Genomic DNA, 23665 nt, shown 5'->3' on the forward strand with positions numbered 1-23665 from the left:
AGTGGGTACCTAAGTGGGTACTTCCGTCACTGAATAGACAAGGTCCCTGGCTATATGACGTAGCCAGGGACCTTTTCGTGCGCCGCCAGGGACTCGAACCCCGAACCCGCTAGTTAAGAGCCAGCTGCTCTGCCAGTTGAGCTAGCGGCGCGCGGAAAGAGACTTTACAACAACCCGGGCCCTGGTGCGAAATCGGGCCGCCTGCTGCGCAGATGCGTGGCTTCGTGGCCGGTCAGGGCGGCCGGCCAGATGACCGATGGGCTGGCCTCCGCGGCGCTGCGGGCTCGGTGGCGGACGGCCGAACAGCGGCCAGCCGAGCCATTCGACCCGGCTGTGACCAGCGGTGACGATAGCCTGGACCGGTGAGTGAACCGCAACCCGTAGACACTGGACGACGACTCAAGCGAGCACAGCGACTCAACGTCGCCCTCGCCGTGGTGGTGCTGTTCTTGTTGATGGTGGTGATCGCTCAGCAGAGCAACAGCATGACTCGGCTGGCCGTGCCGGCCCCCACAGCGGCCGCCACCAGTCAGGCCGCGGCGCCCACCACGTCCAGCGCTGCTGCCGAGCCGTCTGCGCCGGCCACCCCGCTGGCCCAGAAGGTGGCGCGCAACCTCAAGGACGACCCGATGGCCTGGGGCGATCCGGACGCGCCGCTTCTGGTCGTCGAGTGGACCGACTTCCGCTGCCCGTTCTGCGCAGCCTTCGCCAATGGCACCTTGCCGGTGCTCTACGAGGACTACGTGAAGTCAGGCAAGATGCGCTTCGAGATCCACGATGTGGCCTTCTTCGGCGACCATTCGGTGGACGCCGCCGTGGCCGCGCGGGCCGCCGGCGCCCAGGGGAAGTATCGGGAGTTCATGACCACCCTCTACGCCGCGGCACCGCCCTCGGGGCACCCGGACATGCCCAAGGACAAGCTGGTCGGCTTCGCCAAGACGGCCGGGGTTCCGGATCTGGCGAAGTTCACCACCGCTTTGGAGGACAAGGCCCTGCGCACCCAGGTGACCGAGTCCACGACGCTGGCCCAGTCGATGGGCGTCAGCGGCGTCCCGTTCTTCGTGATCGGCAACCAGACCATGGACGGTGCTCAGCCGCTGGCCTCCTTCCAGCAGGTGATCGAGAAAGAGCTGGCTGCGGCCAAATGACCGACGTCGGCCTGGTCGGCGCCTTCCTGGGTGGGGTGCTCACCCTGCTCAGCCCGTGCTCGGTGCTGCTCCTGCCGGCGTTCTTCAGCTACGCGTTCACCAGCCTGGGGGCGATGGCTTCGCGAACAACGCTGTTCTACCTGGGTCTGATCACCACTCTGGTGCCGTTGGGCCTGCTGGCCGGCGGCTTCGGGGCGCTGATCGCCGGGCACCGCGATCTGCTGATCCTGGTGGCTTCGGTGCTGGTGATCGTGCTCGGGCTGGTCCAGCTGTTGGGGGTCCCGATCCCGGGCCTGGCCCGGGCCGGTCAGCTGGCCGGGACGTCCGGGCTGGCGGTCTATCTGCTCGGCACCGTCTACGGGGTGGCCGGCATCTGCGCCGGTCCCATCCTCGGCTCGGTACTCGCCCTGGCCGCGATCGGAGGCAGCGCTCTCTATGGCGGGATCGTGCTGCTGGTGTTCGCAGCCGGGATGGTGTTGCCGCTGTTCCTGCTGGCTCTGCTGTGGGAGCGAATCCCTGGCTTACAAGGGCTGTTGCGTCCGCGCGAGCTGAAGATCGGCCGATGGCGGAACAGCTGGACCGCGGTGATCGGCGGTGCAGTGACCGTGCTGCTCGGCATCCTGCTGCTGGTCACCGACGGCACCCTGGCCGCTCCCGGCCTGCTGGACGCCAACAGCCAGGTGAACCTGGAAGCCCAGGTGCTGGCCGGTGCCTCCCGCGTGCCGGACCTGGTCGCGGTGGCGGTGGCCGCCGTGGTGCTGATCGGAGTATGGCTGATCCAGCGCCGCCGCAGTCAGCGAGCCGGCGCCGAGAAGTAGGCCCTGGCTAGCCGCGTCCGTGTTTGCGGATGTGAGTGATCCGCTGGCGGCGCAGTTCGTCGAGCTCGGGGTCGGGCAGCGGCTCCAACTCGCGTCCCAGCGCCAGCTCCAGCAGATAGTCGGCCAGTTCCGGGTTGCGGGCCAGCACCGGGCCGTGCGGGTAGGTGCCGATAACGGTGCCCTGGACGGCACCGTCCACCCCGTCGTTGGCGTTGCCGATCCCGATTTCCACCCGGGCCAGCGGGCGGGCCAGCGGGCCGAGCGTGGTGAAGCCGCCGTGGTTCTCGAAGCCGGTGATCAGCGACTCGGTGCCGTCCGGCTTGGTCCAGTGGGTGAGGATCTCACCGACCGCCCGGACGTCGCCGCGCCGGGTGTCGACGTCAATCAATCCCAGGCCCTCGATCACCTCGTCATGGTCGCCCACGGTGAAGGTGTTGCCGACGATCTGCAGCCCGGCGCACACGGCGAACAGCACCGCGCCGCGCTCGACCGCACCGAAGATGTTGCCATCGGCCTTGAGCCCGTTGACGGCCGACACCTGTGCGGCGTCCTCGCCGCCTCCGAGCAGGTAGATCGCTCCGTCGGCGGGCACGGCATCGCCGGGTTCGATGATCTCCACGGTCGCGTCGATGTCGCGGCGCAGCAGCCGCTGACGCAACACCATGGCATTGCCGCGGTCACCGTAGATGCCCAGCAGCGACTGGTAGACCAGAACGATCTTCACCGGCGTCATCGCAACCCCGCCATCTTCAGCAGTGCCTGGAACGGGGTGTAGGTGGCGATCACGTCCACGGCGGCGTTGCGCTCGCCGAGGGCGGCTCGCAGGTCGGGCTCGATCTCGTGCTCGACTCCGGCGTAGCTGAGGCGGACGGCCAGGTCCTGAGCCCGGGGCCCGGTGCAGACCACGTGCCGGCCGGCCAGTTGCTCGTAGTCGACGTCCCACAGCCAGGAGACGTCCTTGCCGTCGGCCGCCACCGCGTCGATGGCCAGGATCACCGGGTCGGACGTCGCCAGAGGCAGCGCCTCTGCCCAACCGGCCGGGTTCTTGGCCAGCAGCAGCCGGGCAGTGGTGCTGCCGAAGGTGGTGGTGGCGAAACGTCCGGCCGGGGAGGTGACGGTGTGCATTCCCGCCAGGGCCGCCTCCAGCGGGACGCCGAACTCCAGGGCGGCGGCCAGCGCACAGGCGGCGTTGGAGATGTTGAAGGATCCGGGGACCTGGAGATCCGGCTGAACCACCTCGCCACTAGGCAGGATGATGGTCTTGCCGGCAACGCGATAGTCGGCGACGGGCTGGCTCAGCTCGCAGCCGGGGCAGTCCCAGCGGTCGCGTCCGGTGGCCGGCACCCGGACCAGCAGCGAGCCACAGGCCGGGCACAGGGCGCCGTCGGCATGCCAGACGGTGTCGGTCTCCACCCAGATCACCTTCGCAGCCGTCCCGGCAGACCAGGTGACCAACGGGTCGCAGGCGTTGGCGATGATGGTCGGTCCGGCCTCGCCGGCCCTCTCGAGGGCGATTCGCCAGGCCCGGCCGAGTGCCTTGATCTCGTGGTGGCGGTCGAGCTGGTCGCGGCTGAAGTTCAGCAACACCAGCAGTTCCGGACGAGCATGCTCGATCATGGCCGAGACCACCCGCTCATCGGTCTCGATCACGGCGATATCGGCCTTGCGGGCCTGGCTGAGCGCCGAGGCGATCCCGTAGCCGAGGTTGGCGCCGTCAGCGTTGGTGACCAGCCGAGCGGCGTCGGCGCCGAGGCCAGCGCGGACGGCAGCCGCCAGCAGGTGTGTGGTGGTGGTCTTGCCGTTGGTGCCCGACACCGCCAGCACCCGGCGGCCGCGGAGCAGATCGGCGAAGGCGGACGGAGCCAGCCGGGTCAGGATCTGACCACGGACCGAGGCGCCGGAGCCCTTTCCGGCCAGGCGCGAGCCGAAGGCGGCCAGGTTGCCGGCCAGGATGGCCGCGCTCAGCCGCAGCCGGTTCGGCAGGCTCGGCGGTGCGAGCACGCCACGAGTGCTGAGCGTGCGGGTCATGTCGCCCATTGTGCCCGACGGTTCAGCGAGCGTGCTCAACCGGCGCGACCTGGATGTAGTCGGGGTACTTCGCGGTGCGACCCGCGCCCGAGCTCGTGTGCTGCAGCCGACGGCCCAGCCAGGGCGCCAGATGATCGCGGCCCCAGACCAGGTTCCAGTCCACGGACTCGCGGAAGTTCAGTGGTGGTACCGGCGGCAGCGGGGCGTCCCAATCCGGGCGGCTGGGCTCCAGCCCGAGACTGACCAGGGCGGCCTGGGCGATCAGTTCATGGCCGGCCGGAGTCAGGTGCAGCCGATCCTCGTGCCACATCCGCCAGTCGCGGACCGCCTGCAGGTTCCAGCCGTCCACCAGGTAGGCGCCGTGGGCGCGCGCGATGCCGACCAAGTTCAGGTTGTAGACCGCGACCCGGGGACGGGTGAGCTTGATCACCGGCGACTCCCGCGGATCGGAGCCGAGCCCCAGCAGGACGTCCGTGCCCGCCTCGCGGAACCGGATCACGGCCTGCTCCACCTCGGCGGCCATCTGGTCGGGATCGGCGCTGGGCCGCAGCATGTCATTGCCGCCGCCCCACAGGGACACCAGGTCCGGCTTCAGAGCCAGCGCCGGCTCGATCTGCTCGGCCAGGATTTGGCCCAGCAGCCGTCCGCGGATGGCGAGATTCGCGTAGCGGATCGGCTCGCCGGCCCGATCGGCCAAGTGCTGGGCCAGCCGGTCGGCCCAGCCGATGGGAGCGCCGTTCGGATCGAGATCCTGGAGGCCTTCGGTCATCGAGTCGCCGAGCGCCACGAAGGAGCGCCACCGGGGAGTCGCCGTCACCTGCCACCGTCCTTGTCTATGAGTCGATGCCAACCTAGCGCGGCCCTCGGAGCCTTCGGCCGGTGGTCGGCATTTCGGTCAGTACCGCTTCCTACGATGGGGGCATGGCCACACACTTCTACACCGCAGCCTCGGTGGACGGGTTCATCGCCACCGATGATCACTCCTTGGAGTGGCTGTTCGCGCAGGACTTCGACCAGCAGGGGCCGATGGCCTACCCGGGGTTCATCGAGGGGATCGGCGCGCTGGTGATGGGAGCGTCCACCTACGAGTGGCTGCGGGGAAACCAGGAGACGTGGGAGTACGCCCAGCCGACCTGGGTGTTCACTCATCGGGCCTTGCCGGCCCCCGAAGATGCCGATGTGCGCTTCGTGAAGGGCGATCCCACCGAGGTCTTTGACGACATCGTCGCCTCGGCTGGCGGCAAGGACGTGTGGGTGGTCGGCGGAGGCGATCTCGCCGGCCAGTTCGCTGAGGCGGGCCTGCTGGACCAGCTCTGGGTACAGTTCGCGCCGGTCACTCTCGGTTCGGGCAAGCCACTGTTCACTCGCGCCCTCCAACTCGACCTGATCGACGTCGCCCGCAACCGGGACTTCGTCTGCACTCGCTATCGGGTGCGCACCGGCAGCTGACCCCCACGGGGGCGGTCTCCGCCCGGCTCGGGTTTCGGGCACGGGTTGTCCACAGTTGGGCGGCGACCCCTTTCCTGCCGGTCCGGGCCGGTGCCACAGTGTGGCGATGGGCATACCTGTCGATGCGGTGGACTTCTTCGCCGAACTGGAACTGAACAACGATCGCGGTTGGTGGACGGCCAACCAGGAGCGCTGGCGCCGAGTCGTCCGCGACCCGATGCAGCGGCTCTGCGACGAGCTCGCCGACGAGTTCGGGGACGCCAAGCTGTTCCGCCCGCACCGGGACGTCCGGTTCTCCGCGGACAAGTCGCCGTACAAGACCCACCAGGGTGCGGTCGTGCTGACCTCACCGGGGGTCGGCTACTACGTCCAGGTCAGTTCCCAGGGGCTGCTCACCGGCGGCGGCTGGTACCAGCCCGTCCCGGAGCAGATCGCGGCCTACCGGGACGCCGTCCTCGACGACGACAGCGGCTCGCAGCTGGCAAGCATCGCCGCCCAGTTGGAAGGCGAGGGCGTCGAGCTGGTGGGGGAGCGGCTCAAGACCGCCCCGCGCGGTGTCGACCCTGGCCATCCGCGGATCGAGCTGCTTCGGCACAAGACCTTGCTGGCCAGCGTCGAGCACGCCATTCCGGACTGGCTGGAGACCGACGAACTGGCCGCGCAGGTCGCGGATCAGTGGCGGACCTACCGTCCACTGCTGGAGTGGCTGGATGCTCGCCTGAGTCGGTAGGCGCCCTGCTTATGCCCGCTTGACGGTTCCGAGCGCTCCCGAGCTACCGTCCACCCTGGTGGCGGTACCAGAGCCGTCGGCGGCCGCCACCTCCAGCCAGAAGGTGTAGCTGCCCTTGGCGACCTTCTTCTTGGAGTTGTTCTTGCCGTCCCACTTGACCCCGCGGATGGATCCGTCCGCGCTCGCCTTCACCGTCAGGGTGCGGACGGTGACGCCCTTGGCGTCCTTGATCACCAGCGTTCCGGCCTTGGTCGGCTTAGTCAGGTCGATCTTCGGTGACCAGGATCCCGACGTGAAGCTGCTCGCGGCCACCACTCCCAGGACCCGCGGCGCGCTCGCGCCGGCGCCGGAGACTCGGGTGATGGTGACCTCTCCTCCGGCGAGTCCTTCCTGCTGGGTGTCGTAGCCCCCGGAGCTGTACGCGAGCCGGCCACCGTCGAACGTGACCACGGGGTTCCCGACGGCCAGCTCCAGCTTGGTGCCGGCCTCGACTCGCCAGGCGTTGACCGAGTCGCCGTCCTGCGTGGCAACGACGCCATCCCCGAGGGCCAAGAGACTGCCGTCAAAGGTCTTGGACTCCTTCGTCCGATAGTTGTACAGCAAGGTGGCGTACACCTCGTCGTCGCCAGAGCCAATCCGGATCGCCGTGGCGATCCAGTCGCCCCAGATCTGGCTTTGCCAGCCGTCGACATCGGTGCGGCTGAAGGTGACGTCCTTCAGGCGTCCGGCAAGGTCGCGGACGGTGAAGGTCGTCTTGCCGTGGTCGTCTTCAGAGACGATCAACGCCAAGCTTCCGAACAGATCGCGGGTGTCTGAGTCGTAGACCTTCCATTTCCCGTTCGTGCCGAAGACGCGGCCGTCGGAGGCAAGCAGGTAGGGACCGCTCAGGCGCGCCGCGCTGGCGCTGTTCGGGATGGTCACCGTCGTGGCCTTCCCACCGTCATAGAGGACGGCCTTCCCGGCGACCGCCACCGCCCAACGCCCTGCCGACGCCAGCACAGTGGCTCGGCCGTTGAGGGTTGCCAGTGCGGACTCCGTGCCGACGCTGCTTCCGACCGAGCGCTTCCAGTTGGTGCTCGCCTGGGACCCGGTGATGGTGGCCGCGGTGACGCGCGTGTCACTGCCCAGAACGGTGGTCGGCGACAGCGCCAGGCTGACCAGCTCAACCGGCTGGACGGTGCCCGATACCGGGTTCAGCCGGGTGACGCTGCCATTGGCGTTGAGTCGCGCCAGGAAGCTGGACTTGCTGTCGACCGCCGACAGGATCGGCAAGGTCTTCTCCTGGCTGCCGCCGTTGGGGACTGAGACGTCCCAGGCTCCGGTCTTCACATCGACGGCCTTCTTCAGGGAACTCCCGCTGAAGGCGAACCACTTGAGTTGACGCTTGGCTCCTGCGGTCTCGTCCCAGGTCACGTCGATCAGGGCTCCGCCGGTGGACGGCAGCAGGGTGACGTACCCAGGCCGCTTGCTGGTGCCGAGGCTTCCGGTCGCGCAGGACGATGCCGCCGCGGAGATGTCTCGGCGGCAGACGGTCGCTACCGAGCCGCTCCTGGTCATCCACCAGACGGTGTTGCCGAGGGTGGCGTCGGCCTCGACTCGAGTCTTTCCGAGAAGCGTCTTCACCGTGCCATCGGGCTTGGAGACCAGATAGGACCGATACTCGTCCCCGTCGGACAGCTGCACCACCACGGAACCATCGGTGGCCAGCGACATGCCGCTCCCTTCGGTCCATGACGGCATGGTGAAGTTGACGTTTCGGACGGCGCTGCCGGTACTCATCGAGCGAACCACGGTGGTCTCGCCGGAGCCGTCCAGGTAGAGCGTGGAGGTGGCGTCACGAACGCCGCCATCGGTGACGGAGGTCGTTGTGACGGTGTTCGACGCGAGGTCGTAGACGTAGAGCGTGCTGAAGTTGGCATAGACGAGCTTCGCGTCCCGCACGGCATACGGCTCCAGGTCTACGGCCTCGGCGGTGATCGCCGAGGCGCTCCAGGTCTTGCCGGCGTCGTGCGAGATCTTCAAGGCGTAATCCATCCTGGCGAGGATGTTGTTGCCCGACGCCGCGATGATCCCGATCAGGTTCGGCTGCGTGGGGAGGCTGAAGCGGGGGTCGCTCGCTGCGTTGGTACTGGGGCTCAGCGTGACCAGCATGGCGAAGGTGGTCAGCCCACCCACGAGTGCACGTAGGGTCTGCTTGCCGATGTTGTGCATTTCCGTCCTCCGAACTCAACGCCCATGGGATTCCGTACGAATGCTCCACCTGGCGTTCTGGAGCAGCAACGGGGCCTCCCATTTCGTCATGGAAGTGTCCGCTCGGTCGGCTGGCTTCGCCCACTAGGCTCCACGTCGTGGCAGGTAGACCAAAGCGGCAGCCACTGACTCCCCGCCTCGCGGTCGCCGCTGCGGTGGTGATCGGTGGCGTCCTGCCGTTGGCGACCAGCTTCTCGCCCACCGACTCGACAATGGCGGCATGGTTGCTGGTGGCGACCATCGGCTTGGTCCTGGGATCGCTCGCTGCGGCCCGTGGCGCCCTGCCTCGTCAGGTCAGTTACGCCCTGCTGGCCGCGCTCGCGGCCTTCGCCGTGGCCTGTGCGCTGAGCGCGACGCCGCTCTTGTCCTTCCTCGGCCGGTATCCGCGCTTCGACGGGCTCGTGGCCGTCGCCGGCTATGGGTTGGCATTGAGTGTCGGAGCTCGGATCTTCGGCCCGACGCTGTCGGCGCCCAGCCGGATCTTCGCCGACTCGATGGCCGTCGCCGCGATAGTCACTGCAGTAGTCAGCGCCGTTCAGGCCATCGTGCGCCCGGACGAACGGGTCATCGGCCTGTTGGGCAACTCCTCGATCCTGGGGGCCTGGTGCGTCGCTGCCCTGAGCATCCTCGGCTGGCGCCTGGTCGCCGAACGCCGAGTGCTGTGGCTGGTCGGCTTCGCGGGTGCGGTGATCTCGCTGGCGCTGTCGGCGTCCCGGGCGGCCTGGGCGGGCGCGGCTGTCGCGCTGCTGGCGGTACTGATCCTTCGGCGCTTCACCGAGCAGGCGCCACGCTGGTGGATCGTCGCCACCGCCCTCGCCGGACTCGCTGCGGTGATCTTCCTGCTGCCGTCCGGTCAGGCGCGCCTGGTGGGATCCACTCCGTTCGCATCAGCCACGATCGGCGGACGCCTGCTGTTGTGGGGCGACTCGCTGTCGTTGGTGGCGGCGCATCCGATTCTCGGGGTGGGCCCGTCCCGCTTCGTCGATGCCCTCGGGCTGTTCCACACCACGCAGTGGGCGGCTGCCGTGGGCCCCTACGCGCCGCCGGACTCGCCGCACAACCTGGAGCTTCAGTTGCTGGCCTCGACGGGCTGGCTCGGCCTCGTTGCGGTCGCGGCGCTGGTCGGCGTGATCGGCTGGACGATGTGGCGCCGGCGTCCGTGGTCGGTTGCTCAGGCAGCGGCAGTGACCGCGGCGCTCGGGGTCGCGGTGACCTACCAGTTCTCCTACACCGATCCGGTCACGTTGATCGTGGTTCTGCTGGCCGTGGGTGGTGCGGTTGCCGACCCGCCTGGAGACAGGCCTCGGCTCGGCCGGGTGTGGCCCGTCCTCGTGTTGGCGTGGCTGGCTGCCGCCGGCTACCTGTACGGCTCGGCGTTGCTGGCAGAGGCCCGGTTGAGCGCAGCGGTGACGGCTGCACAGCCCGATCCGGCCGCCATCGCGGACGTGGCCGCGACCCGGTCCTGGGATCCTGATCTGGCCGTTCGTGCCGGCCGGGCGATCAATCAGCTCGCCGAGCAGGGCGGATCGGACGCGGCACCCGCGGTGGCGTTGCTGAGCCGCACCTGCGACCAGGTGCCGGACTCCACCGAGTGTCTCCAAGCCCTCGGGGACGCGTTGACGCTGGGTGGCGATCCGCGGTCGGCGGTCGGGGCGCTGCAGCGAGCCCTGACGCTGGATCCGATGAACGTCGACACTCTCCTGAAGCTGGGGATCGCGCAGGCCGAAAGTGATGACGCGTCCGCCGCCGAGCAGTCCTTCCGGCGAGCCGCCCAGCTGCGTCCCTCCGCGGCCGAGCCATGGGACGATCTCACGGCGCTGTTCCGAAGGCAGGGCCGCGAGCAGGATGCCGCCGATGCCCAGCGGCAGGCCGACTCCCGGCGTTGATCGGGAATGGCTCACGCCGGCGAGGGGACTATCAGGTGGGTCGGCGACTCACGCCGCCAATGGGGTGAGTAACGGGACTCGAACCCGCGACCACCTGGACCACAACCAGGTGCTCTACCAACTGAGCTATACCCACCATGTACTGCCTGCCCGTTAGGGCTGGATTAGCTTAGCGGTATGCCCCGGCTGAGCAGAAATCCGCCGTCCCACAGCGTGTGTGGCCCAGCGGGTACGGGCAGGTGGTCAGTCGGCGGACGGAGCCGAGCGCTCGCCGGCCAGTGAACCCTGATGCCGAGCCGCGATCTCGCGCAGCACGTCGGTGGCGTGGCCGGGGGTCGGGACGAACAGTGCTTCGCGGTAGTAGCGCAGCTCCTCGATCGACTCGGTGATGTCGGCCAGTGCCCGATGGTTGCCGTTCTTGGCCGGAGCGTTGTGATACGTCCGCGGGTACCAGCGCCGGGCCAGTTCCTTCAAGCTCGACACGTCGACGTTGCGGTAGTGAACGTGTGCCTCCAGCGTGGGCATGTCGCGAGCCAGGAAGGCCCGATCGGTGCCGATGGTGTTGCCGGCCAGTGGCGCCCGGCGCACCTCGGGGACGTGCGCGCGAATGTAGTCGAGCACCTTCTCCTCGGCCTCGGCCATCTCCAGGCCGCTCTCCAGGAGCGGCAGCAGCCCGGAGTTGGCGTGCATGCCACGGACGAAGTCGGACATCTGCTCCAGGGCCTGCTCCGGAGGCTTGATGACCACCTGGATGCCGTCGCCCAGCACATTCAGCTCGGCGTCGGTGACCAGCGCGGCCACCTCGATCAGCGCGTCAGTGTGCAGATCGAGACCGGTCATTTCGCAGTCGATCCAGACCAGTTTGTCGTTCACTCGTCCACCTTATTGCCATCTGTGTGGTCGTCGCGGCCACGACCGATCAGAATAGAACCCCTCGTCGCTAGGCTGAGCGCTGACCAACTGAGAGGACGCGAGCCGTCATGGCCAAGAAACCGGCATTGGATGCGACGCCGCTCGACCTCGAGGTCAACCTGCGCGAGTTCATCGACGAACTGGTCGCCAAGGGTTACTCGGTGACCGGCGGCGAAGGCGCCGACCCGCAGTTGATCGACCCGGGTGGCCGGGCCGTCCTCACCTGGCAGGAGGACTACCCCTACCACGAGCTGATGGATCGCGAGACCTACGAGCAGGAGAAGTATCTGCTTCAGATCGAGCTGCTCAAGCTGCAGTACTGGGGCCAGGACACCGGGCTACGCAACATCATCGTCTTCGAGGGACGCGATGCGGCCGGCAAGGGTGGCACCATCAAGCGCTTCACCGAGCACTTGAACCCGCGTGCTGCTCGGGTGGTGGCCCTGGCCGCGCCGAACGACCGTGAGCGCGGCCAGTGGTACTTTCAGCGCTACATCCAGCACTTCCCGACCGAGGGCGAGATCGTCCTGTTCGACCGGTCCTGGTACAACCGGGCTGGCGTCGAGCGAGTGATGGGCTTCTGCTCCGACGAGGAGTACGAGGTGTTCATGAGGCAGGCACCCGAGTTCGAGCGGATGATCGTGGACGCCGGCATTCACCTGACCAAGTTCTGGTTCTCGGTCACCCAGCGGGAGCAGCGGACGCGCTTCGCGATCCGGCAGATCGACCCGGTACGGCGCTGGAAGCTCTCCCCGATGGACCTGGAGTCGCTGGGCCGCTGGGACGCCTACACCGCGGCCAAGGACGCGATGATCGCGGCCACCGACACCGACCATGCGCCGTGGATGTCGGTGCGCAGCAACGACAAGAAGCGGGCCCGGCTGAACGCCATGAAGTTCTTCCTCAGCCAGTTCGAGTACGAGGACAAGAACTACGACGTGGTCGGGACGCCCGATCCTCGGATCGTCCATCGTGCCCGGGACATCAAGGCCGACTAGCTCATTCGTTCGGGCTGGGCGAACCTGGTCGCTGCGGATCGAAGGCCGCCGGCTGCGTCATGATGAGCCCATGAGCAGAGCCGCTTCATCGCAGAGGATCCCCGCACGTTCGGTCGCGATCGCCAACTCCACGCTTCGCTGGGCCGCCTGGATCGTCGGGGTGGTCCTGCTGCTGTTCATCGTGGCCAGCTTCGTGGGGAGCCCACTTTCTGCTCTGCTGGCGCGCGACAACCCGCAGCAGTTCGCTCAAGCGTGGGTCGCGATCCTCAGCACCCTGAACGTGATCTTGATCGTGGCCTCGATCGTGGTGGTGATCACTGTGGTGATCTGCTGGGTGGCCGGGCCGCGCGAGCTTCGTCCGGCGCTGGCCATGATCGGTGCGGGCCTCGTCCTGACCTGGGTGGTCGGTACGGCTCGCGGTCCGCTGATCGGGATGATCGTGGGCGGCTACACCGCCGCGCAGGTGGCCACTCCGGAGTTCGCCCGGCTCGCGACCACCATCTCGGTGATCAGCCTCGTGGTCGAACTGGCGGTGGCCCTACTGATGATCTTCGGTGCCGTCCGGCTGGGCCGGCGCACCAAGCAGCTGGGCTGACGCCCGCGTCTCGTGCACTGATCTCGACACCCGTTCGGCGGAACTGCGAGCCGGGTAGCGTTGCCACATGAAGACGCTGCGACGAGTTCTGGTGGTGCTCGGTCTGGCTGCGGCTTTCCGCAGCTGGCATACCGGCTGGGGTGCGACTCCGGACGAGCGGAGCGAGCCCCTGCCCGGCGACGAGCTGCCGGTCTCGGCCTTCGGTATGCGCGCCACTCGGGCCATCGACATCGACGCTGCGCCGAAGCAGGTGTGGGGTTGGATCGTCCAGATCGGCACCGGCAAGGCCGGCTGGTACTCCTACGACCTGCTGGACAACCTCGGACGTCCCAGCGCCACCGCACTCCTGGACGAGTGGCAGCAGGTCGCGGTCGGCGACCCGGCGGCCTCGATGAACCCCTTCGGCCCGATCGAGGACTCGCCGTGGACGGTGGGGCTGGTTGAGCCGAACCAGACGCTGCTGTGGCGCAACGCCGCGGCCGGTACCTGGGTCTGGGTGCTGCGCCCTCGCGCGGGTGGGGGCACCCGGCTGATCAGCCGGATCCGGATCGGCTACAACTCTCCTAGTGGATTGGCTTTCGCCCCGATCCTGGAGCTCGGCGACTTCCCCATGTTCCGCAAGATGCTGTTGGGCATCAAGGCTCGCGCCGAGGACAGCCTCTCCCAAAACCACCGCTAGTAGGCGAAGTCCTTGAGCCGGTCGGCGTGCTCCGGATCCTTGCCGCCGATACCGTCAAGGTGTGCGCTACGACTTATCGCCCGAGGTGCAGCTCCGCAGCCTGGTAGCTGCCGATGCGGTCGTCTTTGCGGCCTGGGGCAAGGATCGAGTCTTCTGCGAACACGCGGACTGGTCGCTGGGCACGTCCGCCGCCGGACGCCGCAACTGGTGGCGAGCGATGATCGCCGAGCCCCCACCGGACCTGATCCGCCGTGCCGCATGTGTGTCCGGCGAAGTCGTCGGCTATATCGACCTGCATGGGTCAGAGCCGGATCGACGCGAGCTGGGCTACCTGATCGGCGGACGGGATCGCTGGGGCCGCGGTCTGGGGACCCTGGTCGCGCGAGCTGGCCTCGCCTATGGATTCGAGGTCCTAGGGCTGCAGACGATCTGGGCTGAGGCAGTCGATGCCAATGCTGCATCGGTGGCGATCCTGCGCCGACTCGGAATGCGGGAGACCGGCCTCGGTGCGGAAGCCGAGTTCTTGGGCATCCGAAGCTGCTATCGCCAGTTTGAGCTCAGTGAGGCCGAGTTCGCTGCGGGGTCGGCCTGACGCGGTGCGGGTGGGCTCGCTCGCGCGGTTCGTCAGGCGCGGCCCATGGCCGCTTCGACGTTGGCGATCACCTGTTCGCCCAGTCGTTGGCGAGATTCGTCGCTCAGTCCGGAGATCGCCCGGGGGAAGACCACTCGCGGCAGTTCGGCGTAGTCGGCGAAGACGTCCTCGCCGGCGGCCAGATCGAAGATCGCGACGTTGTGCCCGCGGGTGATCCAGTCGCGGAAGGCGGCATCGTCGATGACTCGACCACCCGATGCCTGCAGCAGGATCGCGTCATGCAGCCGGGCCAGATCGTCCGCGCTGATCAGGGGAGCGCCGGTTGGGCCGGTCACGACGACGACGTCGGCCTCGCCGAACGCGGACGGACGGACCGCCCGCCGCACACCTTTGGCCTCCCATTCCGGCTTGGCCGAGCGGGAGAGGTGGGCCACCTGCATTCCGTAGGCCAGGCCGAGGTGTGCCACGGCCGAGCCCAGAGCGCCCAGGCCGACGATCAGCAGCCGCTTGCCGAAGAGCTCGTGCGACTCGGCCCGCCACTGGACGGGTGCGTACCCGCGGGCCACGGCGACCAGCTGCATGAAGATCACCTCGGCCGTGGTCTCGTCGCTGTAGTCGGCGACGTTCGACGTGGAGATGCCGCGGCGCTGGATGGCGTCGATGTCGATGCGTCCGTAGGACGTCCCGCACAGGGCCAGATGTCGCAGCGCTGGCAGTCGGGCCAGGGCATCCTCGGTGAGCGGAGTGGCCGTCGAGATCAGGGCGACCTCTGTGTCCGGGCCGGCCTCGGCCAGCGTGCCGCCGGCCAACTCAGCGAGTCGTCCCAGCTCGGCCGGACGCAGCGGAAGCTCGCCGATCTGAGCAAGACGTGTCGGTGAGATCATGCGCCGAACCCTACTCATCGCGGGTGACGCTTCGGCCTGCCGGGTGGCGGGCCGACCCTTCTCGGCCGCGAAACTGGTCGGTAACCCGTCCATAACACGGCGGCGGTACTCCTTGATGGTGTCGAGTCAGGCTCGACCAGGAGGAGGGTCATGTTCGCTCGGCAGAGCGTGAACGGACACAGCTACCAGTTCGATTCGCTGGTGGAGCTGATGGCCAAGGCCACCCCGAAGCGATCCGGGGACGAGCTGGCCGGCGCTGCGGCATCGTCCGAGGCGGAACGAGCCGCTGCCCAGCGAGCGCTGGCCGAGGTCGAGCTGCGCACCTTCCTGAACGAGGACGTGGTGCCCTACGAGACCGACGAGGTCACTCGGCTGATCATCGACTCGCACTCCGCGGACGCCTTCGCGCCGGTGTCGCACCTGACCGTCGGCGGGTTGCGCGACTGGCTGCTCGACGTGATCAGCCGGCCGGAGCCGTCCGCCACTCTGACCGCGCTGGCCCCCGGCCTGACTCCGGAGATGGTGGCCGCGGTCAGCAAGATCATGCGCAACTCCGACCTGATCGCGGTGGCCCGGGCTTGCCGGGTGACCTCGGCCTTCCGCACCACTCTCGGGCTGCCCGGACGGCTGGCTACCCGGCTTCAGCCGAATCACCCCACCGATGACCTGCGTGGCGTGGCCGCGTCCATCCTGGACGGGCTGCTGCTCGGCCAGGGCGACGCCGTGGTCGGCATCAATCCGGCCGGTGACTCACCACAGGTGGCCGCCGACCTGCTCGGCATGCTGGACGAGATCCGCACCGGCTACCAGATCCCCATGCAGTCGTGCGTGCTGGCCCACATCACCACCACCATCGGCCTGATCGAGGCCGGTGCTCCGGTCGATCTGGTCTTCCAGTCGATCGGGGGCACCGAAGGCACCAACACCTCCTTCGGAGTGAACATCGATCTGCTGCGCGAAGGCATGGCCGCCGGGCAATCGCTGGGCCGCGGGAGCGTCGGCAACAACCTGATGTACTTCGAGACCGGCCAGGGTTCCTCGCTGAGCGCCGGCGCGCACCTGGGCACCGGAGGGCATCCGGTCGACCAGCAGACCCTCGAGGCCCGCGCCTACGGTCTGGCTAGGGAGTTCTCGCCGCTGCTGCTGAACACTGTGGTCGGCTTCATCGGCCCGGAGTACCTCTACGACGGCAAGCAGATCATCCGGGCCGGGCTGGAAGACCACTTCTGCGGCAAGCTGCTCGGCGTCCCGATGGGGGTGGACGTCTGCTACACCAACCATGCCGAGGCCGACTTCGACGACATGGACACCCTGCTCACCTTGCTGGCGGCGGCCGGAGTGAACTTCGTGATCACCGTCCCCGGGGCCGACGATGTGATGCTCGGCTACCAGTCGCTGGCCTACCACGATGCGCTGGTGATCCGGCACGCGCTGGGGTTGAAACCGGCCCCGGAGTTCGAGACCTGGCTGGCCGCCCAGGGGATCGCCGAACCGGACGGCACGGTCCGCGGTCTGGAGCTGGCCGGCTCGTCCCTGCTGTCCTTGGCGGGAGTCGTCCGATGAGCACCGAACTCACGCCCGACCCCTGGGCTCCGCTGCGGGCCACCACGCAGGCTCGGATCGGCCTGGGTCGGGCCGGAATGAGCCTGCCGACCTCGGCCGTCCTGGAGCTGCAGGAGGCGCTGGCCGCCGCACGTGACGCCGTGCATGTGCCCCTGGACGTCCCGGCGCTGCTCCCGGGTCTCGCCGGCCTCGGGCTCGGCGAGCCGATCGTCCTGGCTTCTCAGGCCCCGGATCGCAGTGTCTATCTGCGCCGCCCCGACCTGGGCCGGGCCCCGGCCGGGCTGGACGGGCTGCCGGCCGGCGACTGGGATCTCGCCCTGGTGATTGCCGATGGCTTGTCGTCCAAGGCGGTCAGCACACACGCCGTCCCGACCCTGGAAGCGCTGATCGCCGGCTTCGACCCGAGCTGGACGGTCGCGCCGCCGGTGCTGGTGACCCAGGCCCGGGTGGCGATCGGTGACTGGGTGGGTGAGGCGCTGGGGGCCAAGACCGTCCTGGTGTTGGTGGGGGAGCGACCTGGGCTGTCGGTGGCCGACAGCCTGGGCATCTACCTCACCCACGCACCTCGGCCGGGCCGCACCGATGCCGAACGTAACTGCATCTCGAACATTCACCCGCCCGAAGGGCTCGGCTATGCAGCGGCCGCGGCGACGGCGATCGCACTGGTCCGCGGTGCCCGCGCTCTCGGGGCCTCCGGAGTGGCGTTGAAGGACACCGGCCCGTCCGCCGAACTCGGCGGCTGATCATGTCGGGGCAGCTTTCGCGCTAACCACAACAAAACTGGCTCTGACTGGCCGTTTTGGATTCCGTGGGCAGTGGCGGGGGTGGGATCCGGACTCGCCCTCCTGGAGCTGGCTCATCTCTCGCTTAGGCGGTTTGACTGGGTCTTTCATGCCGTTTTTCATTAGCCGTCCATCCCGGATCCAGTCGCTGCATGATGGCTGCCTGATGGCTGCAGAAATATGGTGTGAACCACCACAAAACCAGTTTCTCGTGGACTGGAACGTGGGCTGGTCAGGGTGTTCAAGGGGGAACGTCGCGCCAATGGCCAGGCTCCAGCCATAGGCGGCTGGAGTCGAACCTGTGGTCTGGTCACTTCGCGGTGGCCGACGTCGATGGTGGTTGTGCCAGTTGGCCCAACCACTGAGTCGGGCTCTTTGCGAGCTCGCCTTCCTGGCATCCCCAGCGGAGCTGCCTTCAGCGTCTCCGGCATTGGGCGACCGATGTCCCTGCAGCTTTGTGCAGGTGTCGCGGCCGCCTTGCCGCGCGTTGCGACGGCCCTACGAAACGGAAATCAGTTGACCGTAACGGAATGAGGGACACCTTCGATGGTAGAAACTAGACCTGCACCCAGTAGTGGGGCAGGCGGACGACATCTCGCCAGGCGCAAGAGCCTGGCGCTTGCTGCTTCCATGGCTGTGATCGCCAGCGGCTTTGCAGCCTTTGGCGCTCCAACTGTGGCGATCGCGGACGACACACTGCCGTATCAGAACACCGCGCTCCCGTTCAGTGTGCGCGCGGCCGATCTGGTCTCGCGAATGACGCTGGAAGAGAAGTACGACCAGCTGCGGGCCATGCAGCCGCACTCCACCTGGGCCGCCAAGCCGAAGGTGATCTCGCGTCTGGGCGTGAAGTCCTACGGCTACTGGGGTGAGGCCAACCACGGCATCTACTTCCCGGTGATCTCGGGCAACAGCAACTACACCCAGTACCCGCAGAGCTCCTCGATCTCGTCGACCTGGAATACCGACCTGACCGAGCAGATCGCCTCAGGCATCGCCGACGAGGCGCGGGTCACCTACAACACGTCCTGCCCGCCCGGCACGGCGAACCCGACCCCGACCGGTGGTGCCTGCTACGGCTTGACCTACTGGTCGCCGAACCAGAACCTGAACCGCGATCCCCGCTGGGGTCGTGCAGACGAGTCCTACTCCGAGGACCCGGAACTGACCTCGGGCATCGCCAGCGCCTTCGTGACGGGCATGCAGGGCGACACGGCTTCGCGCGTAGACACCGTTCCGGCCGGCCCGAACGACTACATCAAGGCCGTGGCCACCCCGAAGCACTACCTGGCCAACAACTCCGAGGCCAACCGCAACTACGGCACCTCGAACCTGACCGAGCGGACGATGCTGGAGTACTTCGTCCAGCCGTTCGCCGCATCGGCCGGTGCCGCGGGAGCTCGTTCGCTGATGACCGCCTACAACGCGTTCAACATGGTCGAGAGCTACTCCACCGACTACCCGTCGGCAGCCAGCTTCCCGACTCTGTGGAGCCCGCGCGACAATGCCACCACCGGTGGCACCCCCGGTACGCCGGCCGCCGGTAGCCGCTATGCCATCGAGACCCTGATGCGTCGCTCCTTCGGGTTCGACGGCTTCGTCGTCTCCGACTGCGATGCCATCACCCGCGTGTACGGCAACGGCACCCGCGGCCACTCCTGGCAGCCGATCCAGCTCGGCGGGACCACTCAGCTGACCAAGGCGCAGGGCAATGCCTGGGCGCTCAAGGCCGGTACTGACCTGGACTGCTCCGGTAGTGACTACCCGTCGGCCACCGGCCTGACCGTGTCTCAGGATCAGGGCCTGGTCAGCCAGGCTGACATCGACATCGCCTTGGTCCGGGCCTTCACTGCTCGGTTCCAGATGGGCGAGTTCGACCCGGTCGCCAACGTGCCGTGGAACAGCGAGTCCTACTCGTTGTCCGAGGGCGGCGACGCCAAGGTCAAGCTGGCTTCGGCGGCACACCGTGCAGTTGCGCACGAGTCCGCCCTGGAAGCTCCGGTGCTGCTGAAGAATGTCGGCGACACCCTTCCGTTCACTGGCGCGACCACCGGCAAGACGGTCGCTCTGGGGCACGTTGACACGCTCAACAAGTTCCAGTCCGGCTCTTACTCCGGGCCGACCGCGGTGAGCACCACCTTCGCTCAGGCTCTGGCCGCGGAGACCGGTGGCGCGACCAGCGACATCGCCTCTGGTGCGGCTACGCCCTTCCTGTCCGATCACCTGGCAGTGTTCCCGGACGCCATCAACTCCGGTGGCACCGCGATCACCACCTCGAAGTGCGCCACTGATCCCTGTGATCCGACTGCCGACGCCAACACCGCCGAGTACCGGATCTCCCAGGCCGACAACATCGTTGTCGTCGTGGGTCACCGCAACAACGACGGTGGCGAGGGTACCGACCGCAGCACGGTCACCATGCCCCGCATGCAGGCCGAGCTGATCCGTGACTCGGTCGCTCCGCTGGCCAAGAAGTACAACAAGAAGGTCGTGGTCTGGATCCAGGCCAAGACCATGGTTGATCTCAGCCTGTTCAAGGACCTGCCCGAGGTGGGTGCGATCGTCTGGTCGTCCTTCAACGGCATGTACCAGGGTGCGGCGATGGCTCAGCTGCTGTTCAACGACACCGTGACCCTTGAGGACGGCCGCACCGCGATCGCCAACTTCTCCGGCAAGCTGCCGCTGACCTGGTACTCCAATGTGGACGCCCAGCTCGGCCCGGCCGCTGCTCCGGATCGGGGCATCGAGGACTACCGGATGACCAAGGCCGAAGGCGCCAAGTGTGGTCGCACCTACCTGTACTACCAGGTGGGCGACAACTGCGCGGCTCCGGACTACGTCTTCGGTCACGGCCTGTCCTACTCGCCGTTCGCCTACAGCGCTCCGACCCTGTCCTCCTCGACGATCAGCCCTGATCAGTCGGTGAAGGTCTCGGTGTCGGTGAGCAACCTGGTAGCCAACTACCTGGGCAAGGCGGTCGTCGAGGTCTACGCCAAGGCTCCTGAAGGCGCAGATGGAAACCAGCGTCCGCTCAAGCAGCTGAAGGGCTTCGTCAAGACCGGTGTGATCACCGGAACGCCCGAGGTTGCTGAGGTCACCATCAAGGCCGGCGATCTGTGGTTCTGGGATGACGTGAACCACAAGAAGGTCTTCCCGAACGGTGACTGGACCATCATGGCCGGCCCCAGCTCGGCTGACGCCGATCTGAAGTCGGTGACCCTGACGGTCACCGGGTCGCGTACCGCTGGCGTCGAGGTCGTCTCGGCTCAGCCCGATGGCACCGAACTGAGCCTGGATACCCCGGACAACCGGATCAATGCCCAGCTCTCGGTGACCAAGCACGACCTCACCTTCTGGAAGCTGGCCGACCCGGCGCTCACCGTCGAGTACTCGTCCTCGAACACCGCGGTTGCCACCGTGGATGCCACCGGCGCTGTCGCACCTGTGGGCAAGGGCGTTGCTCTGATCAAGGCCACGGCCACGGCCAATGGCGAAACCAAGTCGACGACCTTCCCGGTCGTGGTCACCTCCGGCGCCCCGGACGCCACCGACACCCAGTTCCCGAACACTCACACCGCCAGGGTGGACTTCGCCGACAAGACCATCCCGGTCGACTCGGCCGTCACCGGTGTGAAGCTCGCCTCGAACCTGGTTCCGGCTGCGAACGGGGTCACCTACCGCTACCAGATCGCCCCGATGGACACCAACAGTGCCAAGGCCAAGGTGACCACCGACGGTGTGCTGACCGCCAAGCAGTCCGGTCAGGTCCGGGTGACGGTCACGGCTACGGATGCTGCAAGCGTGAAGGTGTCTGAGTCGGCATTGATCAGGGTCTCTGCGGTGCTCAACACCACCGACCTGCAGCGGGCAGTGAGTGCGGCAACCGCACTCAACTCCTCCGTCTTCACCACGAGCTCGTGGGCGGCGGCGGATTTGGCCACGGTGGCTGCAGCTGCCAAGCAGGTCGCTGAGAACCCGGCGGCGACTCAGGGAGAGGTCGAGGCAGCAGCGGCATCGCTGATCGATGCCATGGCCAAGCTCGTGTACAAGGGCGATCCGACGGTTCTGGCCACGCTGATCAGTGCCACTACGGCGCTGAACGGCAAGCTCGGCAACTTCACTTCGGCTTCCACCGATGCGTTGGCGACCGCGCTGACCACTGCCCAGACCGTCTACGCGGCTCGCGATGACAAGTCCCAGGCGGACCTGGATGCGGCTGCGTCCGCTCTCCAGACCGCGCTGTCCGGCCTTGTGGTCGCTAGCCCGGTGGTGGAGAAGTCGGTGCTGCAGAGTGCCTACGACTCCGTCTTCGCTCTGTCGAACAGCACTGGCAAGTACACCAGCACGTCCTGGAGTGCGCTCCAGACCAAGCTGACGGCTGCCAAGACGGTGCTCGACAATGCGTCGGCAACCCAGGCTGCGGTGGATACTGCTGCCAAGGAGCTGACGGCGGCGCTGGCTGGCTTGGTGGTCGCCGATCCGGCGGTCGACAAGTCGGTGCTGCAGAGTGCGTACGACGCAGCAGTGGCGATGTCGAGCAGCAAGTACACCACCGCATCGTGGTCTGCGCTGCAGACCAAGGTGACGTCGGCCAAGACCGTGCTGGACGATGGGACGGCTTCGCAGACCGCGGTGAACACCGCTGTCAAGGAGCTCACCACCGCGCTGGCCGGCCTGGTCGTTGCGGACGCCGACATCAACAAGGCGGTCTTGCAGAAGGCGTATGACGCTGGCAAGGCGCTGTCGAACAGCACGGGGAAGTACACCAGCACGTCGTGGTCGAAGCTCCAGGACGAGCTGACCGATGCGAAGACGGTTCTGGACAATGCTTCGGCGACTCAGGCTGCGGTTGATACCGCGACCGGTGAGTTGACCGATGCGCTGGCCGGTCTGGTGGTTGCTGATCCTGCGGTTGTGAAGACGGTCTTGCAGAAGGCGTATGACGCTGGCAAGGCGCTGTCGAACAGCACGGGGAAGTACACCAGCACGTCGTGGTCGAAGCTCCAGAGCGAGCTGACCGATGCGAAGACGGTTCTGGACAATGCTTCGGCGACTCAGGCTGCGGTTGATACCGCCACTGGTGAGTTGACCGATGCGCTGGCCGGTCTGGTGGTTGCTGATCCTGCGGTTGTGAAGACGGTCTTGCAGAAGGCGTATGACGCTGGCAAGGCGCTGTCGAACAGCACGGGGAAGTACACCAGCACGTCGTGGTCGAAGCTCCAGAGCGAGCTGACCGATGCGAAGACGGTTCTGGACAACGCTTCGGCGACTCAGGCTGCGGTGAACACTGCAGCGCAGGAGTTGACTGACGCGCTGGCCGGTCTGGTGGTTGCTGATCCTGCGGTTGTGAAGACGGTCTTGCAGAAGGCGTATGACGCTGGCAAGGCGCTGTCGAACAGCACGGGGAAGTACACCAGCACGTCGTGGTCGAAGCTCCAGAGCGAGCTGACCGATGCGAAGACGGTTCTGGACAACGCTTCGGCGACTCAGGCTGCGGTGAACACCGCGACCGGTGAGTTGACCGATGCGCTGGCCGGTCTGGTGGTTGCCGATCCGGTGATCGACAAGGCTGTTCTGCAGCACACCTATGACGCGGCAATGGCTCTGTCTGCGGACAAGTACACCAGTGCAACCTGGGGTGCCCTGCAGGGCAAGATGACCGCTGCCAAGTCCGTCCTCGACAATGCGTCGGCGACTCAGGCTCAGGTGGACTCCGCACTGACGGATCTCGCCTCAGCGCTGGCCGGCCTGGCCGGTGTCGTCACCGACACTCGGATTGCGCTCGATGATCCGGAAGCCAAGTTCGTCGTGGACGACAAGGTGTACACCGGCTCGGCGATCAAGTCCGGGTTCACCGTGACCCTGGGTGACCGGCGACTGTACGAAGGTGTCGACTTTGCGACCAGCACTAGCGGCGCCAACACCACGGTCGGCAAGGGTTCGATCACCATCATCGGTAAGGGCGACTACTCCGGCACTGCGGTGCTTGAGTTCAAGATCCTGCCGACGAAGCTCAGCGTCTCCAGCGCCAAGGCGGCGAAGGGCAAGGTGACGGTTTCCTTCAAGCGAGCGTCCTCCGGTCAGCAAGTCTCGGCCTACCGGGTCGAGTACCGGGTGAAGGGGACGTCTTCCTGGAAGGGCGTGACCGTCTCGGCTTCGAAGTCCAGTGTGACGATCAAGAAGCTGAAGAAGGGCAAGGTGTACCAGGTTCGGGTTCGGTCCTCCAAGACCGTCTCCGGAGTGGACTACTACTCGGAGTGGAGCTCCAGCAAGTACTCCGCGAAGGTCAAGTAGTCCAGTAGTGATCGTGGGGAGCGGCCCCTTGCCGCTCCCCACTCCGCTCGAGGCTCC

General features: G+C 67.2%; 18 protein-coding genes and 2 tRNA genes. 12 read left to right on the top strand and 8 right to left on the bottom strand.

Features of this window, described 5'->3' with window-relative positions; translation table 11 throughout:
* Positions 1–78: 78 nt before the first annotated feature.
* A tRNA-Lys gene (locus ATK74_RS02465) sits at positions 79–151 on the bottom strand.
* A gap of 211 nt (positions 152–362) precedes the next feature.
* Here ATK74_RS02465 and ATK74_RS02470 point away from each other — a divergent pair.
* Both ATK74_RS02470 and ATK74_RS02475 read left to right on the top strand, forming a co-directional pair.
* Entirely contained in the window at positions 363–1148 is a 786-nt protein-coding gene (locus ATK74_RS02470) for a DsbA family protein (RefSeq protein WP_143483532.1), read from the top strand.
* The gene (locus ATK74_RS02475) at positions 1145–1966 is read left to right on the top strand and encodes a cytochrome c biogenesis CcdA family protein (RefSeq protein ID WP_098459558.1); all 822 of its coding nucleotides are present in this window, start codon (positions 1145–1147) and stop codon (positions 1964–1966) included. Before ATK74_RS02470 ends, ATK74_RS02475 begins: the two co-directional genes overlap by 4 nt.
* Before the next feature lie 7 nt (positions 1967–1973).
* On the opposite strand, the gene ATK74_RS02480 is transcribed toward ATK74_RS02475, so the two are convergent.
* The 3 genes from ATK74_RS02480 to ATK74_RS02490 are packed head-to-tail and all read right to left on the bottom strand — an operon-like array spanning position 1974 to position 4811.
* Positions 1974–2699, bottom strand: a complete 726-nt coding sequence (locus tag ATK74_RS02480; RefSeq protein ID WP_098459559.1) for a type 1 glutamine amidotransferase — start codon at positions 2697–2699, stop codon at positions 1974–1976.
* Positions 2696–3994: a MurT ligase domain-containing protein gene (locus ATK74_RS02485; protein WP_098459560.1), complete on the bottom strand. Its 1299-nt coding sequence runs from the start codon at positions 3992–3994 to the stop codon at positions 2696–2698. The genes ATK74_RS02480 and ATK74_RS02485 overlap by 4 nt, the downstream gene beginning before the upstream one ends.
* Positions 3995–4016: 22 nt before the next feature.
* Positions 4017–4811, bottom strand: a complete 795-nt coding sequence (locus ATK74_RS02490) for an SGNH/GDSL hydrolase family protein (RefSeq protein WP_098459561.1) — start codon at positions 4809–4811, stop codon at positions 4017–4019.
* Positions 4812–4915: 104 nt separating this feature from the next.
* On the opposite strand from ATK74_RS02490, the gene ATK74_RS02495 reads away from it, so the two are divergent.
* Together ATK74_RS02495 and ATK74_RS02500 are read left to right on the top strand one after the other, a co-directional pair.
* Positions 4916–5443 (top strand): dihydrofolate reductase family protein, encoded by a 528-nt coding sequence (locus ATK74_RS02495; protein ID WP_098459562.1) that lies wholly within the window; start codon positions 4916–4918, stop codon positions 5441–5443.
* Between the two features lie 106 nt (positions 5444–5549).
* Complete coding sequence (locus ATK74_RS02500; RefSeq protein ID WP_169923696.1) at positions 5550–6173, top strand: DUF2461 domain-containing protein; 624 nt, start codon at positions 5550–5552, stop codon at positions 6171–6173.
* A 9-nt stretch (positions 6174–6182) separates the two neighbouring features.
* Here ATK74_RS02500 and ATK74_RS02505 read toward each other — a convergent pair whose 3' ends face one another.
* The gene (locus ATK74_RS02505; RefSeq protein ID WP_098459564.1) at positions 6183–8384 is read right to left on the bottom strand and encodes a FlgD immunoglobulin-like domain containing protein; all 2202 of its coding nucleotides are present in this window, start codon (positions 8382–8384) and stop codon (positions 6183–6185) included.
* Positions 8385–8521: 137 nt separating this feature from the next.
* Here ATK74_RS02505 and ATK74_RS02510 point away from each other — a divergent pair, with 137 nt between their 5' ends.
* A complete protein-coding gene (locus ATK74_RS02510; protein WP_143483533.1) occupies positions 8522–10309 on the top strand; it encodes an O-antigen ligase family protein in 1788 nt (595 codons plus the stop codon).
* A 60-nt stretch (positions 10310–10369) separates the two neighbouring features.
* Here the strand turns inward: ATK74_RS02510 and ATK74_RS02515 are convergent.
* Positions 10370–10445 (bottom strand) — tRNA-His (locus ATK74_RS02515).
* Between the two features lie 107 nt (positions 10446–10552).
* Complete coding sequence (gene orn, locus ATK74_RS02520; protein ID WP_098459566.1) at positions 10553–11182, bottom strand: oligoribonuclease; 630 nt, start codon at positions 11180–11182, stop codon at positions 10553–10555.
* Between the two features lie 107 nt (positions 11183–11289).
* Here orn and ppk2 point away from each other — a divergent pair, with 107 nt between their 5' ends.
* The 4 genes from ppk2 (at position 11290) to ATK74_RS02540 (ending at position 14085) form a co-directional block, all read left to right on the top strand.
* Positions 11290–12219, top strand: a complete 930-nt coding sequence (ppk2, locus tag ATK74_RS02525) for a polyphosphate kinase 2 (protein ID WP_098459567.1) — start codon at positions 11290–11292, stop codon at positions 12217–12219.
* A gap of 70 nt (positions 12220–12289) precedes the next feature.
* Positions 12290–12814, top strand: coding sequence for a hypothetical protein (locus tag ATK74_RS02530; RefSeq protein ID WP_098459568.1), 525 nt, complete (start codon positions 12290–12292; stop codon positions 12812–12814).
* Positions 12815–12881: 67 nt separating this feature from the next.
* Positions 12882–13493, top strand: coding sequence for an SRPBCC family protein (locus tag ATK74_RS02535; protein ID WP_098459569.1), 612 nt, complete (start codon positions 12882–12884; stop codon positions 13491–13493).
* 61 nt (positions 13494–13554) lie between these two features.
* Positions 13555–14085, top strand: a complete 531-nt coding sequence (locus ATK74_RS02540; RefSeq protein ID WP_169923697.1) for a GNAT family N-acetyltransferase — start codon at positions 13555–13557, stop codon at positions 14083–14085.
* Between the two features lie 32 nt (positions 14086–14117).
* On the opposite strand, the gene ATK74_RS02545 is transcribed toward ATK74_RS02540, so the two are convergent.
* Positions 14118–14969 (bottom strand): NAD(P)-dependent oxidoreductase, encoded by an 852-nt coding sequence (locus tag ATK74_RS02545; protein WP_169923698.1) that lies wholly within the window; start codon positions 14967–14969, stop codon positions 14118–14120.
* Positions 14970–15119: 150 nt separating this feature from the next.
* Between ATK74_RS02545 and ATK74_RS02550 the strand changes: the two genes are divergently transcribed.
* The 3 genes from ATK74_RS02550 (at position 15120) to ATK74_RS02560 (ending at position 23608) form a co-directional block, all read left to right on the top strand.
* Positions 15120–16532, top strand: coding sequence for an ethanolamine ammonia-lyase subunit EutB (locus ATK74_RS02550; RefSeq protein ID WP_098459571.1), 1413 nt, complete (start codon positions 15120–15122; stop codon positions 16530–16532).
* Positions 16529–17275, top strand: a complete 747-nt coding sequence (gene eutC, locus ATK74_RS02555; RefSeq protein ID WP_098459572.1) for an ethanolamine ammonia-lyase subunit EutC — start codon at positions 16529–16531, stop codon at positions 17273–17275. Before ATK74_RS02550 ends, eutC begins: the two co-directional genes overlap by 4 nt.
* A 669-nt stretch (positions 17276–17944) precedes the next feature.
* Entirely contained in the window at positions 17945–23608 is a 5664-nt protein-coding gene (locus ATK74_RS02560; protein ID WP_169923699.1) for a glycoside hydrolase family 3 C-terminal domain-containing protein, read from the top strand.
* Positions 23609–23665: the final 57 nt, after the last annotated feature.

Source organism: Propionicimonas paludicola, assembly GCF_002563675.1.
GTDB classification, from domain to species: Bacteria; Actinomycetota; Actinomycetes; order Propionibacteriales; family Propionibacteriaceae; genus Propionicimonas; species Propionicimonas paludicola.